Raw genomic sequence first — 21,940 nt, 5'->3', positions numbered from 1 at the left:
CCAAATGGGGGAAGGTAGAGGCAGTCAGGGCACCTCGAAGAAGAGGCACTACGTCGGTGAGGGATGACGTGAGCGACAACTCTGTAGTACTCCGGTACGCGGACGGTGAATACACCTACCCGGTGGTCGAAAGCACCGTCGGTGACCAGGGCTTCGACATCTCGAAGCTTCGGGCCCAGACCGGGCTCGTCACCTTGGACAGCGGCTACGGCAACACCGCCGCGTACAAGTCCGCGATTACCTACCTCGACGGCGAGCAGGGCATCCTGCGCTACCGCGGTTACCCGATCGAGCAGCTGGCGGAGCGCTCGACCTTCATCGAGGTCGCCTACCTGCTGATCAACGGTGAGCTGCCGACCGTCGACCAGCTCGCGTCCTTCCGCAACGAGATCACCCAGCACACGCTGCTGCACGAGGACGTCAAGCGGTTCTACGACGGCTTCCCGCGCGACGCGCACCCGATGGCCATGCTGTCCTCCGTGGTCAGCGCGCTGTCGACCTTCTACCAGGACAGCCACAACCCGTTCGACGAGAAGCAGCGCCACCTCTCGACGATCCGCCTGCTGGCCAAGCTCCCGACGATCGCGGCGTACGCGTACAAGAAGTCCGTCGGTCACCCGGTGGTCTACCCGCGCAACGACCTCGGCTACGTCGAGAACTTCCTGCGCATGACCTTCTCGGTGCCGGCGCAGGAGTACGACCTGGACCCGGTCGTGGTCTCGGCCCTCGACAAGCTGCTGATCCTGCACGCGGACCACGAGCAGAACTGTTCGACCTCCACCGTGCGTCTGGTCGGCTCCTCGCAGGCGAACATGTTCGCCTCGATCTCCGCCGGCATCTCGGCCCTGTGGGGCCCGCTGCACGGTGGCGCCAACCAGTCCGTCCTGGAGATGCTGGAAGGCATCAAGAACGACGGCGGCGACGTCGACGCCTTCATCCGCAAGGTGAAGAACAAGGAAGACGGCGTCCGCCTCATGGGCTTCGGGCACCGCGTCTACAAGAGCTTCGACCCCCGGGCGAAGATCATCAAGGCGGCGGCCCACGACGTCCTCTCGGCGCTCGGCAAGAGCGACGAGCTGCTGGACATCGCGCTCAAGCTGGAGGAGCACGCGCTGGCCGACGAGTACTTCGTCGAGCGCAACCTCTACCCGAACGTGGACTTCTACACCGGTCTGATCTACCGGGCCATGGGCTTCCCGACCGAGATGTTCACCGTGCTCTTCGCGCTCGGCCGCCTTCCCGGCTGGATCGCCCAGTGGCACGAGATGATCAAGGAGCCCGGCTCCCGCATCGGCCGTCCGCGCCAGATCTACACCGGCGAGGTCCTGCGCGACTTCGTCCCCGTCGAGGCCCGCTGACCGCTCGCCTCGCGGCCGGTCGCCCCGTACGGAAAAGCGCCCCGCCGTCGATCCCCCCACGGGTCGACGGTCGGGGCGCTTCCCTTTCCCCGGCGCCGGATTCCCCCCACGGGACCCGAGCCGGGGCGTCGGTGTGCTGCCGGGACCCGTTCGGATCGGGAGGGCCGCTCAAGGCTTCCCGAGGTCACGTGTCCCGGCCGGCGGATGCCGGGGACGTCCCCCAAGACCTCCCGAAACATCCACGGGACGTTTCTGGCATCGCCCTATTAGATCCATGACGACCCCGGATGGTTACGTAGTCATCACTGTGATCTGCGTCTCCAGTGAAGAACGTGTGGAGGATCCGGGGAGGCGCGCCACTATCGGAACGAGCGCAACCGCAGGCTGTTCGTCACCACGAAGACCGACGAGAAGGCCATCGCGGCGCCCGCGATCATGGGGTTGAGCAGGCCCGCCGCGGCCAGCGGCAGGGCCGCCAGGTTGTATCCGAAGGCCCAGAACAGGTTGCCCTTGATGGTGGCCAGGGTGCGCCGGGAGAGCCGGATCGCGTCGGCCGCGACCCGCAGGTCACCCCGTACGAGGGTCAGGTCGCCGGCCTCGATGGCCGCGTCGGTGCCGGTGCCCATGGCCAGGCCCAGGTCGGCCTGGGCCAGCGCGGCGGCGTCGTTGACCCCGTCGCCGACCATGGCGACGGTGCGGCCCTCGGCCTGGAGTCGGCGGACCACGTCCACCTTGTCCTCGGGGAGGACCTCGGCGATGACCTCGTCGATGCCCACCTCGCGGGCCACCGTCTCGGCCACGGCCCGGTTGTCACCCGTCAGCAGTACCGGCGTCAGGCCGAGTTCGCGCAGCCGTGCGACGGCCTCGGCGCTGGTCTCCTTGACGGCGTCGGCCACCGTCAGCACCCCGCGGGCCCGTCCGTCCCAGGCGACGAGCACGGCCGTGGCCCCGGCGGCCTCGGCGGCGGCCTTGGCCTCGACGAGCGCGGCGGGCAGGGCGATCTCCCAGTCGGCCAGCAGCCGTTCGCGGCCCACCAGGACCGCGTGTCCCTCGACCACGCCCTGGACTCCGAGTCCGGCGAGGTTCTCGAACGACTCGGGGACGGGCAGTTCCCCGGCGGCCTCGGTCGCCCCGGTCGCGACGGCCCGGGCGATGGGGTGCTCGGAGGCGTGCTCCAGGGCGCCGGCCAGGCGCAGCAGTTCCCTCTCGTCCACGCCCTCGGCGGTGTGCGCGCCCGACAGGGTCATCCGGCCGGTGGTGACGGTGCCGGTCTTGTCCAGGACGACGGTGTCCACGCGGCGGGTGGACTCCAGCACCTCGGGCCCCTTGATCAGGATGCCGAGCTGCGCGCCCCGGCCGGTGCCGACCATCAGCGCGGTCGGCGTGGCCAGGCCCAGGGCGCAGGGGCAGGCGATGATCAGGACGGCCACGGCGGCGGTGAAGGCGGCGGTGGGGTCCTCGGTGACGAGCAGCCAGGTGACCCAGGTGCCGAGCGCGAGCAGCAGCACGATCGGGACGAAGATCCCGGAGATCCGGTCGGCGAGGCGCTGGACCTCGGCCTTGCCGTTCTGCGCGTCCTCGACCATCCGGGCCATGCGGGCGAGTTGCGTGTCGGCGCCGACCCGGCCGGCCTCGACGACCAGGCGTCCGGAGGTGTTGACGGTGGCGCCGGTGACGGGGTCCCCGACGGAGACCTCGACCGGGACGGACTCGCCGGTCAGCATGGAGGCGTCCACGGCGGAGCCGCCCTCGACGACGGTGCCGTCGGTGGCGATCTTCTCCCCGGGGCGGACGACGAACCGGTCGCCGACGGCGAGCGCGGAGACGGGGATCCGCACCTCCTTGCCGTCGCGCAGGACGGCGACGTCCTTGGCGCCCAGTTCCAGCAGGGCCTTCAGGGCCGCCCCGGCCTTCCGCTTCGAGCGGGCCTCCAGGTAGCGGCCGAGCAGGATGAAGGTGACGACGCCCGCCGCGACCTCCAGGTAGATGGCGGAGGAGCCGTCCGTGCGGCTGATGGTGAGGTCGAAGCCGTGGCGCATGCCGGGCATGCCCGCGTGGCCGAAGAACAGGGCCCACAGGGACCAGGCGAAGGCGGCCAGCGTGCCCACGGAGACCAGCGTGTCCATGGTCGCGGCGCCGTGTCGGGCGTTGGTCCAGGCGGCCTTGTGGAAGGGGAGGGCGCCCCAGACCACGACGGGGGCCGCCAGCGTCAGCGAGAGCCACTGCCAGTTGTCGAACTGGAGGGCGGGGACCATCGCGAGCAGGACGACGGGCAGGGACAGGGCGGCGGACACCAGCAGGCGCTCCCGCGCCGCCGCGAGCACGGGATCGCGCCCGGCCTCGGGCCCGGCGCCGGACGTGTCCGGGTCCGCCGGGGCGGCGGCCTCCGGCCGCGGGGGCGGCGGCTCCTCGGCGGTGTAGCCGGTCTTCACGACGGTCGCGATCAGGTCGGCCACCCGGACGTCGCCGCCGTAGGAGACCTGGGCCTTCTCGGTGGCGTAGTTCACCGTCGCGGTGACCCCGTCCATCCGGTTGAGCTTCTTCTCGATGCGGGCCGCGCAGGAGGCGCAGGTCATCCCGCCGATCGAGAGTTCGACCGCCGCTATGGGTCCGTCGTGCACGGTGCTTGTGCTGGTCATGTTCCGGCTCCAGGGGGAGGGCCGGGTCGTACGGGAACCGGTATCAGCCGGCCGGTACGACCCGGCGGGGTGCTGCGGAGAGGAGGGGCTGCTCAGACCTGGCCGACCAGCTCGTACCCGGCCTCGTCCACGGCGGCGCGGACGTCGGCCTCGGTGAGCGGCGCGGCCGAGACCACGGTGACCTCGCCGGTGGCGGCGACGGCCTTGACCGAGGCCACGCCGGGCAGGGCGGTCAGCTCGGCGGTCACGGCGCCTTCGCAGTGCCCACAGGTCATCCCCGTCACCTTGTACACGGCGGTGGTCTGGGTGTCCGTCTCGGCGGTCATGTCGTTCTCCTTCATCGGGGGTTCCTCTTCTCCGCAGACTATACCCCTAGGGGGTATCTATGCGAGCTTCCGCGCCGACATTTCGCGTCCGCCCCACTGGACTGGCCGTTATGTCGGAAGTGTAAGTAAATGGCGCGTATGGATCACCCGGTCACCCTCGTCCTGATCATGACCGCCGCCGTCCTCGCCCCGCTGCTCGCCTACGGGGCCTCGCGCTGGATCTCGGTGCCGCTGGTGATCTTCGAGATCCTGCTGGGCATCCTGATCGGCCCCGACGTGCTCGGATGGGCGCACTCCTCCGAGGTCGTCGACGTCCTCAGCCAACTCGGCCTCGCCATGCTGATCTTCCTGGCCGGCTACGAGATCCGCTTCGACCGGGTCGGGGGCGACACCCTCAAGCGCGCCGCGTGGTCCTGGCTGATCGCCCTCGTCCTCGGCCTCACCGTCGGCGTGTTGCTCGCCCACGGCGGCGGCTTCGAGAAGGGCGTGTACGTCGGCACCGCCCTCACCAGCACCGCGCTGGGCACGATCCTGCCCGTGCTGCGCGACTCCGGAGACCTCAAGAGCCGCTTCGGCACGGTGATGATGGCCGTCGGCTCCGTCGGCGAGTTCGGCCCGATCATCGCCATGGCGCTGCTGCTCAGCGGCCGGGCGCCGGCCCGCTCGGCCGCGCTGCTGGTGGCCTTCGGCCTGATCACGGCGGGGGCGGTGTACTGGGCCATGCGGCCCAAGCCGCCCTGGTTCGCCCGGGTCATCGCCAAGACCCTGCACAGCAGCGCCCAGTTCGCCGTACGGCTCGTGGTGCTCATGCTGGTGGCGATGCTCGGCCTCGCCCAGGCGATGGGCCTGGACGTGCTGCTCGGGGCCTTCGCGGCCGGCCTGATCACCCGACTGGTGCTCAACGGGGCGGCGCCCGAGAGCAGCGAGCTGGTGCTCTCGAAGGTGGAGGCCATGGGCTTCGGCTTCCTCGTCCCGCTGTTCTTCGTGGTCACCGGGATCGAGTTCGACCTCGACGCCCTGCTGGCGGGAGGCCGGGTGCTGCTGTTGCTGCCGGTCTTCCTGCTGCTGTTCCTGCTGGTGAGGGGCCTGCCCATCTGGCTCCTCGCCCCGCGCGACCTGGCGCGGGGCGAGCGGGGCGCGCTGACGCTCTGCGGTGCGACGGCGCTGCCGCTGGTCGTGGCCATCACCACGCTCGGGGTGGACGCCGGGACGGTGGAGCCGGGGGAGGCGGCGGCGCTGGTCGGCGCGGGCATGATCTCGGTGCTGGTGTTCCCGCTGGTGGCCCTGCGGCTGCTGGGGCGCACCCGGGCGGACGCGGCCGGGTCGGTGGAGGCCGAGTCCTGGTGAGGGGGCCCATCGGGCGGTGCCCCCGGCGGGGCGGGTGCCGCGGGGGGTGCCGGTGGTGCCGGTGGTGTCGGTGGTGGGGGTCGGGGCGGGGCCGCAGGGGCCCCGCCGTCGGCGTACGCGTCACTCCTCGCGGCGGCCCCGGTTGCCGGGGCGGCGGGCCACCCAGGTCCGGATCGTGTCGGCGTACCAGTACGGCTTGCCGCCCTCCACGTGGTCCGGAGCGGGCAGCAGCCCGTGCTTGCGGTAGGAGCGCACCGTGTCCGGCTGCACCCGGATGTGGGCGGCGATCTCCTTGTACGACCACAGCTGTCGGTCGCTCATCCACGACACCTCCTGGTCCACGCCGCCGGGCCGGCCGGGAGGCCGTCGGGGGGAGCCGGCGCATGGACACTGACGATCACTCGGGTTGTGCCCGGAGAACGACGCTCGGTGACAGTGGGGGAGGGGCTGTCGACCGCCTGTGACGGAAAGCCCGCGTAACGCGGACATGCGTGACACGAGGGCGACTCCTGTGACGGATGCGGCACAGGAGTCCACCAGGGCGCCAGGCCACGAAGCGGCCGGGTGGCGGGGGTGGTGGGGGTGGCCGGGCGGCCGGGCCACCCCCTCGGTCAGCCCCCGTACAACTCCGGCCGCGCCACCGCCCGCACCTCGGTCCGTACGCCGTCGCGCGCCGCCGCCAGGCCCGCCCGCGACACGGCCGCCGCCGCGTAGCCGTCCCAGGCGTCCGGCCCCGCCACCCCGCCGCGGGCCGCCGCGGCCACCCACCGCCGCAGCTGACGGTCGTAGGCGTCCGCGAACCGCGTCGTGAAGTCCTGGGTGATCTCCCCGTAGCGCCGCCCGGCGGAGCGCACCTCCACGCCCCCGCCGCCGTCCCCGATCCGCGCGGTGCCCGACTCGCCGACCGCCTCGCACGTCACCTCGTAGCCGAACCCGCAGTTCACGAAGATCTCCACGTCCACGATCACCCCGCCGGCGGTCTCCAGCAGCACCAGACGCGGATCGCCCAACCCCTCGGGCGCCACCGCGGAGGACCGCGGCGCCAGCACGGTCACCGCAGTGATCTCCTCGCCCAGCAGCCACCGGGCGGCGTCCACCTCGTGCACCACGGAATCGCTGATCAACATGTCGCCGGTGAAGAACGCCGGCGAGGAGGCGTTGCGGTGCCGGCAGTGCAGGAACAGGGGGCGACCGAGGGCGCCCGCGTCGAGCACCGCCTTCAGCCGCTCGTACTCCGCGTCGAACCGCCGCATGAAACCGACCTGCACCAGCCGTCGACCCAGCCGGCGCTCCGCCTCCAGGATCCGCAGCGCCCCCTCCGGATCCGGGGTCAGCGGCTTCTCGCACAACACCGGCAGCTCCCGGCGCAGGGCGTGCGCGATCGCCTCCTCGTGCGCGGGGCCGGGTGAGGCGATCAGTACGGCGTCCACCCCGGGCGCCGCTATCGCCGCCGCCGGGTCCGTGAAGGCGCCCGCGCCGTCCAGACCCGCCGCGACCTCCTTGACGCGGTCCCCGTCCGGATCGGCCACGGCCACCACCCGAGCGCCCCCGACGGTGTCGCCGATCCGCCGCACGTGGTCGGCTCCCATCTTCCCGGTACCGATGACGGCGATGCCGAGCAGGCTCATCTCTCGCTCCTCGTCCTGGGGTTCACAGGGTCGTCCTCACGGGGTCGTCCTCACGTGGTCGTCCTCACCGGGCGCCGCACGAACGGAGCCAGGCGCGGGTGCGCCGCGCGACGGGCAGCGGCCGGTCGGGCGGACACGGGTACATGTCCTGCTCCACGATGGCGAACAGATCCACCCCGAGCCGCTGCGCCGCCGCCAGCACCGGCTCCAGCGCGGGCACCCCCGTCGGCGGCTCGCACATCACCCCGCGCGCCACGGCCGGACCGAAGGGGATCCCCTCGGCCACCACCTCCGCCAGGATCCGCGGGTCCACCTGCTTGAGGTGCAGGTAGCCGATCCGTTCCCCGAACGTCTCGATGGCCTCGACGCTGTCACCGCCGCAGTACGCGTAGTGGCCGGTGTCCAGGCACAGGGACACCAGCTCCGGATCGGTGGCGTCCAGGAGGCGCGCCACGTTGCGCGGGGTGTCGACGTGGGTGTCGGCGTGCGGGTGCACGACGATCCGCAACCCGAACCGCTCCCGCACCTCGCGCCCCAACCGCTCCGTCTGGGAGGCCAGATCGCGCCACTGCCCGGGCGTCAGCTCACGGTCCTCCAGCACCTCGCCCGTCTTGTCGTCCCGCCAGAAGGACGGGATGACCACCAACCGGTCCGCGCCCATGGCCCGCGTCAGCCCGGCGATCCGCGACACGTGCTCCCAGGTCTGCTCCCAGACGGCGGGCCCGTGATGGAGTCCGGTGAAGACGGTGCCGGCGGAAACCCGCAGCCCGCGCCGGGCCGTCTCGTCGGCGAGTCGGACGGGATCGGTGGGCAGGTAGCCGTAGGGACCGAGCTCGATCCACTCGTACCCGGCCTCGGCGACCTCGTCGAGGAAGCGCTCCCAGGGCGTCTGCGACGGATCCTCCGGGAACCACACGCCCCAGGAATCCGGAGCCGAACCGACACGGATACGGGTCAACGCGGGCGGGGAGGAGCTCATGGGGGCCACCTTAGGGTGCGAGGTTCGAGGGGACGGGGAGGACGAGTGGGAGGAGAACCGGCTGTGACCACCGCGGACGGGCCCGCGTACGGCGGGGACGACCCGTACGACCTGATCACGATGGGGCGGATCGGGGTGGATCTCTACCCGCTGAAGACGGGCGTACCGCTCGCGGAAGCGGACACCTTCGGCAAGTTCCTCGGCGGATCGCCGACGAACGTGGCCGTGGCCGCGGCCCGACTGGGACGGCGTACGGCCGTCATCACCCGCACCGGAGCCGACCCGTTCGGCGCCTACCTGCGGGCCGAGCTGCGCGCCTTCGGCGTCGACGACCGGTGGGCGGGGGAGGTGGCGGGCCTGCCGACCCCCCTCACCTTCTGCGAGGTCTTCCCGCCCGACCACTTCCCGCTGTACTTCTACCGGCGACCCAAGGCGCCCGACCTGGAGATCCGGTCCGACGAGATCGACCTGGAGGCGGTGCGGGCCGCGCGGGTCTTCTGGATGACGGGCACCGGCCTGAGCGTCGAGCCGAGCCGCAGCGCGACCCTGGCCGCGCTCGAGGCCCGCTCGACCTCGGCTCGCGGCGCGATCACCGTCTTCGACCTCGACTGGCGCCCGATGCTGTGGGACTCCGGACAGGAGCCGCGACCCTGGTACGAGCGGGCGTTGGCGCTGGCCGGCGTGGCCGTCGGGAACGTCGAGGAGTGCGCCGTCGCCACCGGCGAGAGCGAGCCGTACGCCGCCGCGCGGGCCCTGCTCGCGGCCGGCGTGGAGCTGGCCGTCGTCAAGCGCGGACCGCTCGGCGTCTTGGCCGCGCACCAGGACGGGACGACGGTGGAGGTACCGCCCGTGCCGGTCACGGTCGTCAACGGCCTCGGCGCGGGCGACGCCTTCGGGGGCGCGCTGTGCCACGGGCTGCTCGCGGGCTGGGACCTGGAACGGACGCTGCGCCACGCCAACGCGGCCGGGGCCATCGTGGCCTCGCGGCTGGCGTGTTCGACGGCGATGCCGTTCGCGGACGAGGTGGAGGAGGTGTTGGCCGGTGCCGGTGGTGTCTGAGACGGGCATGGAGTTCACCCGGCTGCGGGTGGTGGAGCTCGCGGCGGGGGAGACGTACGCCTTCGCGTGCGGGGAGGCGGAGTGGATCGTGCTCCCGCTCGCGGGGGGCTGTCGGGTCCGCTGCGCGTCGGAGCGGGGGGACCCGCCGGGGTCCCGTGCGGAGGCGGACGCGGAGCTCGACGCGGGGTTCGACGCGGGGTTCGACGTCGAGTTCGAACTGCGCGGGCGGGCCTCGGTGTTCGCGGGTCCCGGGGACTTCGCGTACCTGCCCCGTGACGCCCGGGCCGAGATCGCCTCCGCCGCCGGCGGCCGCTTCGCCCTGGCCGGCGCCCGCTGCGCGAACCGGCTGCCCGCCCGCTACGGGCCCGCCGCCGGGGTCCCCGTCGAGCTGCGCGGCGCCGGCACCTGCTCGCGCCAGGTCCACAACTTCGCCGCCGCCGACGCCTTCCCCTGCGACCGGCTCATCGCCGTCGAGGTGATCACCCCCGGCGGCAACTGGTCCTCGTACCCGCCCCACAAGCACGACGAGCACCGCCCCGGCGAGGAATCCCGGCTGGAGGAGATCTACTTCTACGAGATCGCCCCGCACGAGGGCGTTCCCGGCCTCGGCTACCAGCGCGTCAGCCCCTCCCCGACCGGCCGCACCGACCTCCTCGCCGAGGTCCGCAGTGGCGACACCGTCCTCATCCCCGACGGCTGGCACGGACCTTCCATCGCCGCCCCCGGCCACGACATGTACTACCTCAACGTGATGGCCGGGCCGCCGGGGACACCGCGCGAGTGGCTGATCCGCGACCACCCCGACCACGGCTGGATCCGCGACAGCTGGACCGGGCAGGCGGTCGACCCCAGGCTCCCCTTCCCGTCCGGGGTCCCGCACACCGGGACGGAGGACGCGTGAGGCTCACCGTCGCCCAGGCCCTCGTACGGTTCCTGGCCGCCCAGTACACCGAGCGCGACGGCCGGCGCACCCGGCTGATCGCCGCCACCTGGGGCATCTTCGGCCACGGCAACGTCGCCGGCATCGGACAGGCCCTCCTGGAGAGCGGCCCCGAGGCCATGCCCTTCCTCCAGGGACGCAACGAGCAGGCCATGGTGCACGCCGCCGTCGGTTACGCCCGCCAGCGGGGGCGCCTGTCCACGCACGCCGTGACCACCTCCATCGGCCCGGGCGCCACCAACCTCGTCACCGGCGCCGCCCTCGCCACCGTCAACCGCCTCCCCGTCCTCCTGCTGCCCGGCGACACCTTCGCGAGCCGCCCCGCCGACCCCGTGCTCCAGCAGCTCGAAGTCCCCCACGGCGGTGACGTGTCCGTCAACGACACCCTGCGGCCCGTCTCCCGCTTCTTCGACCGGATCACCCGCCCCGAGGCCCTGGTCCCCGCGGCGCTCCAGGCGATGCGGGTCCTCACCGACCCCGTGGCCACCGGGGCCGTCACCCTCGCGCTGCCCCAGGACGTCCAGGTCCAGGCGTACGACTGGCCGGCGGAGTTCTTCGCCGACCGGGTGTGGACGGTACGCCGCCCCCGCCCCGACCGCGCCGAACTGGCCGCCGCCGCCGAGGCGGTACGCGCCGCCCGCCGCCCGCTGATCATCGCCGGCGGCGGGATCCGGCACAGCGCCGCGCAACCGGCCCTCACGGCCTTCGCCGAGGCCACCGGCATCCCGGTGGCCACCACGCAGGCGGGTAAGGGCGTCCTTCCGTACGACCACCCCGCAGAGGTGGGCGGCGTCGGCCACACCGGCACCGCCACCGCCGACGCGCTCGCCCGCGGCGCCGACCTGATCATCGCCGCCGGGACCCGGCTCACCGATTTCACCACCGCCTCCGCGACCCTGTTCCAGAACCCGGCCGTCCGCTTCGTCGGCCTCAACCTGGATCCCCACGACGCCCACAAGCTCGCCGCCCGCCCGCTGGTCGGCGACGCCCGCGAGACCCTGACCGAGCTGCGCGAGGCCGTGGCCGGACACCGGGTGGAGCCCGCGTACGAGGCCGCGTACGCCGCAGGGAAGGCCGACTGGGAGGCGCGCGTCGACCGGGCGTGCGCCGTCCCCGCCGTCGACGAGGACCGACCGCCCACCCAGGCCCAGGTCATCGGCCTGCTCGACGCCCTCGTCGACGGCTCCGACATCCTCGTGAACGCGGCCGGCTCCCTCCCCGGCGACCTGCACAAACTCTGGCGGGCCCGCTCCGTCGACCAGTACCACCTGGAGTACGGCTACTCCTGCATGGGCTACGAGATCCCCGCCGCCATCGGCGTGGCCCTGGCCGCCCCCGACCGGCCCGTGTGGGCGCTGGTCGGCGACGGGACGTACCTGATGAACCCGACCGAGATCGTCACCGCCGTCCAGGAGGGCGTCCCGATCCGCCTCGTCATCCTCGACAACCACGGCTACGCCTCCATCGGAGGCCTGTCGGGCGCGGTGGGCGCCGAGGGCTTCGGCACGGCGTACCGCTTCCGGGGGGCCGACGGCGCGTACACGGGCGCCCCCCTTCCGGTGGACCTCGCGGCCAACGCCGCCTCCCTCGGGATGACCGTCCTGCGCACCCACACCATCGGTGACCTGCGAAAAGCCCTCGCCCAGGCGCGGGAGGCGGACCGTCCCACATGTGTCTACGCGCAGACCCGAACACCCGACACTGTGTCGGGCCCACCCCCGGCACAGGCGTGGTGGGATGTTCCTGTGGCCGAGACCGCGACCCGTGCGTCGGCGGCCCGAGCCCGTGACGAGTACGACCGGCAAGCCGCGCAGCGACGTCGCCATCTGTGAAGGAGCAGCACAATGAAGACCGTCAACCACTGGATCGGTGGCAAGACCGTCGAGGGCGCGTCGGGCAACTACGGCCCGGTCACCGACCCGGCGACCGGTGAGGTCACCACGCAGGTGGCGCTCGCCTCGGTCGAGGAGGTCGACGCGGCGGTACGGGTCGCCAAGGAGGCCTTCCTGTCCTGGGGCCAGTCCTCGCTGGCCGCCCGCACCAAGGTGCTCTTCGCCTACCGCGCGCTGCTGGACGCCAACCGCGACGCCATCGCCGAGCTGATCGTCGCCGAGCACGGCAAGGTCCACTCGGACGCGCTCGGCGAGGTCGCGCGCGGCCTGGAGATCGTCGAGCTGGCCTGCGGCATCACCACGCAGCTCAAGGGCGAGCTGTCCACGTCGGTCTCCAACCGCGTGGACGTCTCCGCCATCCGCCAGCCGCTCGGCGTGGTCGCGGGCATCACCCCGTTCAACTTCCCGGCGATGGTCCCGATGTGGATGTTCCCGCTGGCCGTGGCCTGCGGCAACACCTTCATCCTCAAGCCGAGCGAGAAGGACCCCTCGGCCGCCAACAAGCTGGCCGAGCTGATGACCGAGGCCGGTCTGCCGGCCGGCGTGCTGAACGTCGTCCACGGTGACAAGGTCGCCGTCGACGCCCTCCTCGCCCACCCCGACATCGCCGCCGTCTCCTTCGTCGGCTCCACCCCGATCGCCCGCCACATCCACACCACCGCCTCCGCGAACGGCAAGCGTGTCCAGGCCCTCGGCGGCGCCAAGAACCACATGCTGGTGCTCCCCGACGCCGACCTCGACGCCGCCGCCGACGCGGCCGTCTCCGCCGCCTACGGCTCGGCCGGCGAGCGCTGCATGGCGATCTCCGCCGTCGTGGCCGTCGGCTCCATCGCCGACGAACTCGTCGAGAAGATCCGCGAGCGCGCCGAGAAGATCAAGATCGGCCCCGGCAACGACCCGACCTCCGAGATGGGCCCGCTGATCACCGCCGCCCACCGCGACAAGGTCGCCTCCTACGTCAAGGGCGCCGCCGCCCAGGGCGCGGACGTGGTCCTGGACGGCACCGGCTACACCGTCGAGGGCAACGAGAACGGCCACTGGATCGGCCTGTCCCTCCTGGACAACGTCAAGACCGACTCCGACGCCTACCGCGACGAGATCTTCGGCCCGGTGCTGTGCGTGCTGCGCACCGAGACCTACGAGGAGGGCGTCGCCCTCATCAACGCCTCGCCGTTCGGCAACGGCACCGCGATCTTCACCCGTGACGGCGGTGCGGCCCGCCGCTTCCAGCTGGAGATCCAGGCGGGCATGGTCGGCGTCAACGTGCCGATTCCGGTGCCGGTGGGCTACCACTCCTTCGGCGGCTGGAAGGACTCCCTCTTCGGGGACCACCACATCTACGGCAACGACGGCGTCCACTTCTACACCCGGGGCAAGGTCGTCACCACCCGCTGGCCCGACCCGGCCGACGCCCCGGCCGGCGTGGACCTCGGCTTCCCGCGCAACCACTGACCGTCTGCGGCCGCCCGCGGCCGCCGTCCGCGAACCCCCGGCCCACCCTCACCGGCCGGGGGTTTTCGCGTGCGGGGCGGTGCGCGGGGCGTGCGGGGCGCGTGCGTCCGGTGGGTCAGGGCGTCCGGTGGGTCAGGGCGACCGGTGGGTCAGGGCGTACGGGCCGCGCCCGGGGCCGACGGCTCCCGTTCCCGTTCCCGTTCCCGGTGGCCTTCCCCCTCGCGATCGCGCCTGCGGCGGCGCAGCGCGCGCAGGGCCAGTCCCGCGCCCGCGAGGACGAGGAGCGTGCCCAGAGCGGCCCACGGCACCGCCAGGAAGTCGGCGGAGGAGGTCGACGTCAGGTCGGGAAGGTCGGCGACGCTCGCGGTGACGTCGACGGTGACCCAGTCGAACTGGGGCCCGTCCGACCACGGTTCGGTCAGCTCGACGCGTTGCCCGGGCAGCAGCACGAGCTTCGTGTCGCGCGCCGGGCGCTCCCACACCCGCCGCCCGAAGAGGCCCTCGGCGGACAGGGCCACCCGGGGTTCGATGACCACGTTGCCCCGGTTGACCAGGGCGTACGTGACGGTGGTCCGCGCGCCCTTCGTCCACGGCACCAGCGGAGCGCCCCGGGTGACGCGTACGTCCTCCACGCTCAGCCCCGGGGTGAGCGGACCCGGCACCCGGAAGTAGAGGCGGGCGCCCACCGAGCGCTTCACCCCGACCTGGACCTTGCCGTCCTGCCGGATGCCCTCGACGGCCGTGTTCAGCGCGACGATCCCGCCGACGTGGTCGCCCGGGGTCGCGTCCGCCGGCACCCGCACGGTGAAGGGGATGTCCTTGCGGCCCTTGGGCGGGACGGTCACCGTCGTCGCGGTCTCGGGCGCCAGGGTGACCCAGGCGCCGAGGTCCTTGGGCTTCGTCTCGACCGGCCGCAGCGCGAAGGCGCCGCCCGAGGGCGTGTTCGTCGCGTCGGTGGCGAACACCTGGAACGCCAGTTCCCGGTCGGAGGAGTTCAGGATCGTCACGCTGTCGTCGACGGTCGTCCCGGCGGCCCCCTGGTGGAAGAAGTAGGCGCGGTCGGTCATCGCCGCGCCGGCCGGGGGAGTGGGGAAGACCCCCCAGGTGCCGTTGTCGGCGGCCGCGGCGGGGCCGCCGGTGAGGAGCGGCGGGAACACGAGCGCGAGCAGGGCGGCGAGCGCGAGCAGGGGAGCGCGGACGGCGGTCGGCAGGGCGCGGAGCGGGGTGCGGAAGCGCATGGGCGGGGTTCTCCGGCGTTCTCCGGGACTCTCCGGGGCGGTGCGGCGGACGGGAGCGGGAAGGTGGCGCGACGCCGGGGCGCCGCGCCACCCGGGACCGGGACCGGGACCTGGACCGGGACCGGGAATCTCGATCCGGTGCGATCCGGTGCGATCCGGTGCGATCCGGTCAGGCGATCGAGAAGGTCACCACCGACTGGTAGGTGTCGGCGAACATGAACGGGGGCAGCTGGATCATCGCCGCGCCGCCCACGGCGAACTCGCCGCCGGTCAGCTCCTCACCCCCGGCCGCCTGGGAGGCGACCTTCATCGGGGTGTCCGTGATCGCGCCCGGGGTGCCCGCGGAGCAGGTGCTCGGGCTGTCGGGGTTGGTGACGGTGCAGGTCGGCTGGATGCCGAGCTGCGCCTTGGCCATCGAGTGACCGGTGGCGGCGTTCAGGAACGGCGTACGGGTCGCCGTCACGTCCCAGCCGAGGCTGCCGCCGCGGAAGTCCTGGACGGTGGCGGCGTTGAACGCGCCGAACACCGACTGGGCCTTGCCGTTGATGGTCACCGAGCCGAAGCTGACGGCCGGCTGACCGTCCTTCGGGCCGAGGGCCAGCGGGCCGGGCAGCACCTCGATGTCCACCGGGTTCTTCACGCCCGCCTGTTCCTCGACGAACACGAAGGGCTTGGCCGGCGGCACCGAGCCGTCGATCTTGATCGAGTCGGCCTTCTTGGTGATGGTGAGGTTGCAGGTGGCGGCCCCGGAGGCGTCCGCCGTGCCGGTGCCGACGTCACCGGTCGCGGTGCCCGCGAGGGCGGCGGAGCAGGTGACGGGTCCGGCCGGGAAGTTGGCTCCGGTGACGGCGACGGCGGTGCCCGCCTTGCCGCTGTTGGGCGTGAGCCGGGTGGTGATCGGGTCCTTCGGGAGGGCCTCGACGGCGACGGAGCCGATGGAGGCGCTGGGCCGCGGGTCCGGCGTGCAGGTGGTCGTGTAGATCGTCCCGCCGAGGTCGGCGTCCGTGATCACCTGATCGATGGTGATCTGGACGGTGGTGCCCTCGGTGCCGTCGGGGATCGTGATCGTGCCGCTGAACGGGGGCGGGTCGGCCTTCTTGCCCGCCTCCTGATGGCTCTCCACGGGAGGACTGGTGACCGTCTGGGCGGCGCCGCCGACCAGCAGCTTCGCCTTGATGGTGTTGACCGTGTCGATGGTGAACATCGGGACGACGGGGGTCTCGCCCGGGTCGATGGTGATCGGCACGGTCTGCCCGGCCTTGGCGGTGTCCGGCACCGTGACCGTGAAGTTCTGGGTGCCGTTGGCGCCCGGCTGGGGCGCGGGGGCCACGCACTTCACGGGGACGGGAGTGGTCTTGGTCGCGGCCTGCGCCGTCCCCGTCAGGGCCACGACGCCGCCCGTCAACGCCAGGGAGAGGGCGCCCGCCCCGGCCAGAACTCTTCGTCGGAACGTAGTACTCACTGGGTCGCGACTCCTTCGTCAGACGAACCCCTCCCCCCACCCGCTGTGCGGGGAGGCCGAGCCGGTGCGGATGGCCGTCATTGACGCGTCGCCGTGATGAGAAGTCAATGGCTTGCTTTCGTCGGAAGCGCACACACATTGATGTCCCATCAGAACCGGTCTGATGGGACATCGGATACCGACTGGTCGGTGGGGGTGGGGGTGCTGATCAGGGCGTGGACGCGGGCGCGGGCGCCGGGGCGGGGGTCGCGGCCGCCGGCGTCGGGGTCGGCGCCGGGGTTGTCGCCGGTTGTGGCGCGGGTTCCGTCACCGGTTCCGGCGCCGGTACCGGTTGCGGTGCCGGGGTTGCCTTCGGGAGGTGCAGGAGCCGGTTCGCCGTGCCCGCCGGGAGGCCGGTGATCCGGTCCGCGACGGCGGAGTCGAGCAGCACCCGGGCCACCTGGTCCGGCGTACGGGCCGCACCGCCGGCCAGCAGGAGCGCGGCGGCCCCCGCCACGTGCGGCGCGGCCATCGAGGTCCCGCTGGCCCGTGCCAGGGCGGTGGCGGAACCCTTCCACGCCGAGGTGACCGACACGCCCGGAGCCGAAAGGTCCACGCAGCGGCCGTGGTTGGAGAACGCCGGACTGTGGTCGGCGGCGTCGGTCGCGCCCACCGTCAGGGCCTGCGGCACGTTCGACGGGGAGCCGACGCAGGCGTCCCTGCCCTCGTTCCCCGCGGCCACGGTGAAGGTGATCCCCGAGGCGACGGCGCGCACGACCGCCGCGTCCATCGACCGGCTGCGGCTGCCGCCCATGCTCATGTTCGCGACGACGGGACCGCCGCCGCCGGGCCGGCGGGCGTTGCGGGCCACGTCCTTCACCATCCAGTCGATGCCCTTCAGGATGGCCGAAAGGCTCCCGTCGCCCCGACAGTCCGCGACCTTCACCCCGACGAGGGACACGCCCTTCGCGACCCCGTACGTCGCCCCGCCCGCTGTCGCCGCGACGTGCGTCCCGTGACCGTTGCAGTCCGCCGACCCCTCCATGAACACCGCGTTGTGGCCGGCGCGGGCACGACCGCCGAACTCCCGGTGGGCGGCGTTGATCCCGGTGTCGATGACGTAGACGGTGACGCCCTCGCCCTTCGAGGCGTACGCGTACGAGCCGTCGAGCGGCAGCTCGCGCTGGTCGAGCCGGTCGAGGGCCCAGGGCGCGGGCCGCTGGTCCGTCGTCGTGCCGGCCACCGGCCCGCCCGGGGCGTCGACGTCGCCGTCGGAGATCCGGTAGCGCCCGTCCGGTTCCACCGAGGCCACCCGGGGGTCGGCGGCGAGGGCTGCGGCCCGGTCCGCGGTGGTGCGTACGGCGAAGCCCTGGAGGGCGGTGTCGTAGACCGGACCGACCCGGTCACCGGCCTCCGCCGCCTCGGCGGCGAGGGCGCGGGTCGGGGCGCGCGGGGTGGTGTCCTTCAGGACGACGACGTAGGAGGCGGTGTCGGTGTCGGTGTCGGCGGCGGTCTCGGCCCGGCCGGTGTGCGGGGGCGCGACGGCGGTCGCCGCGAGGAGGGCGGCGGCCGGGAGCAGCGCGGTCAGTGCGGTCATGCGGCCGATGCTGGGTCAGGCCGTACGGGGGCGCGCGGAGGGTGCGCCGAGTGGCCCCACGACACGCCGCCGAAGGGGGCGCGCCGGGGCCCGGCCCGGTTACGGCGCGAGGCTCCAGCCCCGCATCGTGAAGACGCCCTCGTCGTGCGCGCCCGCCGCCCCGTAGGTGGCCAGAGCGGCTTCGTTGTCGGTGTCGACGCCGACCCACATGCCGTAACAGCCGCGCGCCCGGGCCTCGTCGGCCAGGGCGAGGGTCAGCGCGCGCCCGATGCCGCGCCGCCGGTACGCCTCGTCGACGGACAGCTCGTAGAGGCACATCTCGGTGCCCTTGTCGGGGTGGGTCATCTCGACGCCGGAGACCATGCCGGCGGGCTCGCCGTCCACGTAGGCGATGAGCATCAGATGGCCGGGGGAGTCGAGGAAGCGCGCGGACCACTCCGGTCGCGCGGGCCCGTCGAACAGTGCTTCCGCGGCCTGGAGTTCGGCGGGGGTGCGGGCGGGGCGGATGTCCATGACGGCGAGCGTAGGGCCTGTCGTCGAACTCCCGCCTGCCCCGCGGCGTCTGGCACGCGCTCTCGCCGCACCGGGCGAAAGACCGAGTACGTCCAGTACACGGGCTTCAGCGCCCGGCACGCCGCGAGCACGCACCAGACGCCGCGGGGCCGCCCTCCGGGCGACGACGGGAGTTCGACGACAGGCCCTTGGCCCATGCCGCCGCCGGTGCGAGGCCCTTCGTTCAGCCGGTCAGGAGGGCGAGGGCGGCGGCGTAGCCCCGGGGGGCGGGGAGGTCGTGCAGGAGCCGGCCCGGTGCGGAGGCCGGTTCGGCGGCCGAGCCGACGTACGGCTCGACCACTCCGCGGGCCAGCCCCGTGCCCGTGGCCTTGAGGCAGGCCTCCTTACGGGCCCACACCCGCGCCAGTGCCGCGGGCCGGTCCGCCGGCGCGAGCGCGGTCAGCTCGGCCGTCTCCGCCGGATGCAGGGTGGGCAGGACGTCGACCACCGCCTCCGCGCTCGGCAGCCCCTCCACGTCGACCCCCACCGGAACCCCGGCGAACGCCAGGTACGCCACGTCCTCGCTGTGCGAGAGCGAGAAGTGCGGCGCACCGTCGGCCACAGCGGGCCGCCCGTGCGGAGCGCCGCAGCACGGGCAGTCCTCCCGGACCAGCTCCACCTCACGGGGCGCCCGCCCCAGGTAGCCGCCCAGCAGTACGCGCAGCGCCAGGTGGGAGGCGAGGTACGTACGCCGGTCGCCCGCCCGGACGAGCCTTCCGGCCCGCTCCCGCTCCGACGGGTCCAGCAACGCCTCGGCCTCGTCCACCCGATGACCGCCGACCCTGCGCAGGGTGGTGTCCAGCGTCCACACGGTCACGGCGCCACCCGTCGGGCGGGGGCCGACCCGCGGTGCGTCGGCGTCGAGTTCGCGCATGTCAGCGATCATCCGATGAGGGTAGACGAGGCCGGCCGCACCCCGCATACCCTCCCATCGGAGGCGCTCCACACCGCCTCGACCACACCGCACCGAGGGGGACCATCAACCGTGCACAGTGCCGTCGTGACACCGACAGGCGACCGGATCCGCTGGGTCGAACTACCCGGGTCGGAACCGACCCGCGTCTACCTCCACGGGCTCGGCGCCACCGCGCCCGCCTACTTCGCCGCCTGCGCCGTCCACCCGCTGCTCGCCGGCCGCCGCTCCCTCCTCGTCGACCTGCTCGGCCACGGACACAGCGACCGCCCCGAGGACTTCACCTACACCCTGGAGGCCCACGCCGACGCCGTGGCGCGGGCGTTGACCACCGCCCGCGTCGAGGGGGCGGAGGTGATCGCGCACAGCATGGGCGGATCGGTGGCCATCGTGCTGGCCGCCCGCCACCCCCGCCTGGTGTCGCGCCTGGTGCTCGTCGACGCCAACCTGGACCCGATCCCGCCGACCCCCGGTGCCGTCGGCAGCAGCGGTCTCGCCGCCTACACCGAGGAGGAGTTCCTGGCCGGGGGCTGGGCCGAGGTGCGCGACCGGGTCGGCGACCACTGGTGGTCGACGATGCGGTTGGCCGGCCGCACCGCGCTGTACCGCAGCGCCGTGCACCTCGCCGCGGGGACGAAGCCCACCCTGCGGGAGATGCTGCTGGAGCTGCAGGTCCCGCGCGGCTACCTGTACCCGCGGGCCGACGGGCCGCTCGAAGGGGCCGAGGCGCTGGAGGCGGCCGGCGTCGTGGTCGTCGCCGTCCCGGACTGCGGGCACAACGTCATGCTCGACAACCCGGAGGGCTTCGCCCGCGCCGCGGCGGACGTCCTCTTCCCCGCTCAGCGTGTCGACGCCCCGGCGACGGCAGGTATTCGGGCTCCCGGGGACGGGGTGCCGTCGGTCCAGGCGTAGACCTTCCTGCCGCGCACGGCGACCTGGTACTGGTAGACGTCCCGGCACTCGGGCCGCTCCTCGGACCGGGTGTCGCCCGGCCACCAACGCGCGGCCAGGTGTCGGCCGCCGGTCTTGCGCGGCGTGCCGGCCGCGCACTGCGGGCCGTCGAGCGGGGTCTTGCCGAGGGTGAACCGGATCAGCCGGGCGCCGTCATGGGTGCGGACCCGTATGCGGACGTCGGTGGCGTCCCTCGGTATCCAACGGGGCAGCGAGAACGTCCGGTCGCCGCGCGCGGAGGCGTCGGCGGCGGAGGCGAAGCGGGTGCCCTTCTCCTTCAGGACCCGGTCGGTGAGCAGGTCGGTGACCGGGTTCGGCGGCAGGTTGGGCAGGGCGAAGGCGGCGGTGATCAGGGCTCCGAGGGCGGCTGCGGCGATGACGAGCGGACGGCGGTTCATGGCTCCAAGTCTTCGCCTCCGGGGCTTCGCGCGCGTCCCTCCCGGGTATCGAGCTCGGCTCTACCGGAAGTCGCACACGGAGTCATACCTGAGAGGGGTGCCGACCTCCGCGCCCCCTCCGGAAGGGGGGACCGGGCCGGGAGCACCCCGCCCCGGTCCCGGACCGGATCCGTTCGCGTGTCCCGCGCCGAGGCGGGGTCGGCGCCCCGCGCCGGAACCCGTGCTCCGACCCGCGACGCGCACGGCGGCGGCGCCGTTATAGGCGCGGTACCGCCCGGGGATATGGCGTGCTCCGAGGGTGAGACCCGACGCCGCACCGGGAGTTGGCCGGGCGGCCCACCCGCCCGCCGTACCGTCCCGGAGGAAATGCCATGCGTCGCCGTCTCGCACCCCTGCTCGCCTCTGCGGCCGCCGCCGGCCTGCTGGCCCTCGCCACCCCCGCGTCGGCGGCCCCGGCCGACAAGCCGCAGGTCCTGAGCGGCTGGACGCAGACCAGCGCGTCCAGCTACAACGCCTGGGTCGCGGCGCGCGGCAACCAGGGAGCCTGGTCCGCGTACGGCTTCGACTGGTCGACGGACTACTGCAGCTCGTCCCCGGACAACCCCTTCGGGTTCCCCTTCCAGACGGCCTGTGCCCGCCACGACTTCGGCTACCGCAACTACAAGCAGGCAGGCACCTTCCCGGCCAACAAGTCCCGCCTGGACGATTCGTTCTACTCGGACCTGAAGCGGGTCTGCTCGCAGTACTCGGGCGTCAAGAAGACCTCCTGCGACAGCACCGCGTGGACGTACTACCAGGCGGTCAAGGCCTTCGGCCTCTCCCCGCAGGACACCCGCACCGCCTGATCGCCCGCACCGTTCCAGGCGTCCCCACCGCCCGACCCCCCCGAACCGCCCGAACCACCCCGATCGTCCCGGTGACCCCGACCGTTTCCGATCGCCACCGACCGCCGTCCCGCCCGCACCCCCGTCGGGCGGGACGGCCCCGGCGACACGACACGACACGACACGCCGTGGTGCGCCAGGAGGGACGGGCGGGTCGGCCGAACGGACGCAGTGCCCCGGAGCATGCCCGGAGCGTCCCGGGAAGGGCCCCGGAACGTCCCGGAGGGATCCCCGTGGGAGGCCTCCGCGGACGGGAGGTGAAGGAGAGAGAGTGCCCCCGGCAGGACTCGAACCTGCGGCCAAGCGCTTAGAAGGCGCCTGCTCTATCCACTGAGCTACGGGGGCC

General features: G+C 73.2%; 19 protein-coding genes and 1 tRNA gene. 8 read left to right on the top strand and 12 right to left on the bottom strand.

The genetic code is table 11. The features are described 5' to 3' along the window. The first annotated feature begins 68 nt into the window (after positions 1-68). Positions 69-1,358: a citrate synthase gene (locus AB0D01_RS08825; protein ID WP_048479416.1), complete on the top strand. Its 1,290-nt coding sequence runs from the start codon at positions 69-71 to the stop codon at positions 1,356-1,358. Between the two features lie 359 nt (positions 1,359-1,717). Here AB0D01_RS08825 and AB0D01_RS08820 read toward each other — a convergent pair whose 3' ends face one another. Beyond that, positions 1,718-3,997: a heavy metal translocating P-type ATPase gene (locus AB0D01_RS08820; protein WP_363054379.1), complete on the bottom strand. Its 2,280-nt coding sequence runs from the start codon at positions 3,995-3,997 to the stop codon at positions 1,718-1,720. 92 nt (positions 3,998-4,089) lie between these two features. Beyond that, complete coding sequence (locus AB0D01_RS08815) at positions 4,090-4,323, bottom strand: heavy-metal-associated domain-containing protein (protein ID WP_363054536.1); 234 nt, start codon at positions 4,321-4,323, stop codon at positions 4,090-4,092. 138 nt (positions 4,324-4,461) lie between these two features. Between AB0D01_RS08815 and AB0D01_RS08810 the strand changes: the two genes are divergently transcribed. After that, entirely contained in the window at positions 4,462-5,670 is a 1,209-nt protein-coding gene (locus AB0D01_RS08810) for a cation:proton antiporter (RefSeq protein ID WP_363054534.1), read from the top strand. A 120-nt stretch (positions 5,671-5,790) separates the two neighbouring features. On the opposite strand, the gene AB0D01_RS08805 is transcribed toward AB0D01_RS08810, so the two are convergent. The 3 genes from AB0D01_RS08805 to AB0D01_RS08795 all read right to left on the bottom strand — a co-directional run bounded on the left by AB0D01_RS08805 (position 5,791) and on the right by AB0D01_RS08795 (position 8,277). Then, positions 5,791-5,991, bottom strand: a complete 201-nt coding sequence (locus tag AB0D01_RS08805; protein WP_344156417.1) for a MerR family transcriptional regulator — start codon at positions 5,989-5,991, stop codon at positions 5,791-5,793. 290 nt (positions 5,992-6,281) lie between these two features. After that, a complete protein-coding gene (locus tag AB0D01_RS08800; RefSeq protein ID WP_363054378.1) occupies positions 6,282-7,298 on the bottom strand; it encodes a Gfo/Idh/MocA family oxidoreductase in 1,017 nt (338 codons plus the stop codon). A 64-nt stretch (positions 7,299-7,362) separates the two neighbouring features. Next, positions 7,363-8,277: a sugar phosphate isomerase/epimerase gene (locus AB0D01_RS08795; RefSeq protein ID WP_363054377.1), complete on the bottom strand. Its 915-nt coding sequence runs from the start codon at positions 8,275-8,277 to the stop codon at positions 7,363-7,365. 63 nt (positions 8,278-8,340) lie between these two features. On the opposite strand from AB0D01_RS08795, the gene iolC reads away from it, so the two are divergent. Genes iolC through AB0D01_RS08775 form a run of 4 tightly spaced genes read left to right on the top strand, consistent with a single transcriptional unit; the run spans position 8,341 to position 13,620 of the window. Continuing rightward, positions 8,341-9,336, top strand: coding sequence for a 5-dehydro-2-deoxygluconokinase (gene iolC, locus AB0D01_RS08790; RefSeq protein WP_363054376.1), 996 nt, complete (start codon positions 8,341-8,343; stop codon positions 9,334-9,336). 7 nt (positions 9,337-9,343) lie between these two features. Continuing rightward, complete coding sequence (gene iolB, locus AB0D01_RS08785; RefSeq protein ID WP_363054533.1) at positions 9,344-10,237, top strand: 5-deoxy-glucuronate isomerase; 894 nt, start codon at positions 9,344-9,346, stop codon at positions 10,235-10,237. Beyond that, positions 10,234-12,108, top strand: coding sequence for a 3D-(3,5/4)-trihydroxycyclohexane-1,2-dione acylhydrolase (decyclizing) (gene iolD, locus AB0D01_RS08780; protein ID WP_363054375.1), 1,875 nt, complete (start codon positions 10,234-10,236; stop codon positions 12,106-12,108). Before iolB ends, iolD begins: the two co-directional genes overlap by 4 nt. Positions 12,109-12,120: 12 nt before the next feature. Next, positions 12,121-13,620 (top strand): CoA-acylating methylmalonate-semialdehyde dehydrogenase, encoded by a 1,500-nt coding sequence (locus tag AB0D01_RS08775; RefSeq protein WP_363054374.1) that lies wholly within the window; start codon positions 12,121-12,123, stop codon positions 13,618-13,620. A gap of 149 nt (positions 13,621-13,769) precedes the next feature. Here the strand turns inward: AB0D01_RS08775 and AB0D01_RS08770 are convergent, their stop codons facing one another. The 5 genes from AB0D01_RS08770 to AB0D01_RS08750 form a co-directional block, all read right to left on the bottom strand. Then, a complete protein-coding gene (locus AB0D01_RS08770) occupies positions 13,770-14,858 on the bottom strand; it encodes a DUF916 domain-containing protein (protein WP_363054373.1) in 1,089 nt (362 codons plus the stop codon). Between the two features lie 169 nt (positions 14,859-15,027). Next, complete coding sequence (locus AB0D01_RS08765; RefSeq protein ID WP_363054372.1) at positions 15,028-16,320, bottom strand: hypothetical protein; 1,293 nt, start codon at positions 16,318-16,320, stop codon at positions 15,028-15,030. A gap of 208 nt (positions 16,321-16,528) precedes the next feature. Next, the gene (locus AB0D01_RS08760; protein WP_363054371.1) at positions 16,529-17,896 is read right to left on the bottom strand and encodes a S8 family peptidase; all 1,368 of its coding nucleotides are present in this window, start codon (positions 17,894-17,896) and stop codon (positions 16,529-16,531) included. Positions 17,897-17,995: 99 nt separating this feature from the next. Further along, a complete protein-coding gene (locus tag AB0D01_RS08755; protein ID WP_363054370.1) occupies positions 17,996-18,409 on the bottom strand; it encodes a GNAT family N-acetyltransferase in 414 nt (137 codons plus the stop codon). 223 nt (positions 18,410-18,632) lie between these two features. Further along, entirely contained in the window at positions 18,633-19,334 is a 702-nt protein-coding gene (locus AB0D01_RS08750; protein ID WP_363054369.1) for a 4'-phosphopantetheinyl transferase superfamily protein, read from the bottom strand. A 99-nt stretch (positions 19,335-19,433) separates the two neighbouring features. On the opposite strand from AB0D01_RS08750, the gene AB0D01_RS08745 reads away from it, so the two are divergent. After that, positions 19,434-20,273: an alpha/beta hydrolase gene (locus tag AB0D01_RS08745; protein ID WP_363054368.1), complete on the top strand. Its 840-nt coding sequence runs from the start codon at positions 19,434-19,436 to the stop codon at positions 20,271-20,273. Here the strand turns inward: AB0D01_RS08745 and AB0D01_RS08740 are convergent. Then, entirely contained in the window at positions 20,201-20,710 is a 510-nt protein-coding gene (locus tag AB0D01_RS08740) for a hypothetical protein (RefSeq protein ID WP_363054367.1), read from the bottom strand. The genes AB0D01_RS08745 and AB0D01_RS08740 overlap by 73 nt on opposite strands. 371 nt (positions 20,711-21,081) lie before the next feature. Here AB0D01_RS08740 and AB0D01_RS08735 point away from each other — a divergent pair, with 371 nt between their 5' ends. After that, positions 21,082-21,555 (top strand): phospholipase, encoded by a 474-nt coding sequence (locus AB0D01_RS08735; RefSeq protein ID WP_363054366.1) that lies wholly within the window; start codon positions 21,082-21,084, stop codon positions 21,553-21,555. Between the two features lie 311 nt (positions 21,556-21,866). Here AB0D01_RS08735 and AB0D01_RS08730 read toward each other — a convergent pair. Next, positions 21,867-21,939 (bottom strand) — tRNA-Arg (locus tag AB0D01_RS08730). Position 21,940 lies beyond the last annotated feature (1 nt).

The sequence above is a fragment of the Streptomyces sp. NPDC048606 genome, assembly GCF_040650855.1.
Classification (GTDB): Bacteria; Actinomycetota; Actinomycetes; order Streptomycetales; family Streptomycetaceae; genus Streptomyces.
Note: the sequence above shows the minus strand (reverse complement) of the source record. Positions and strands in the feature narration are given on the sequence as shown.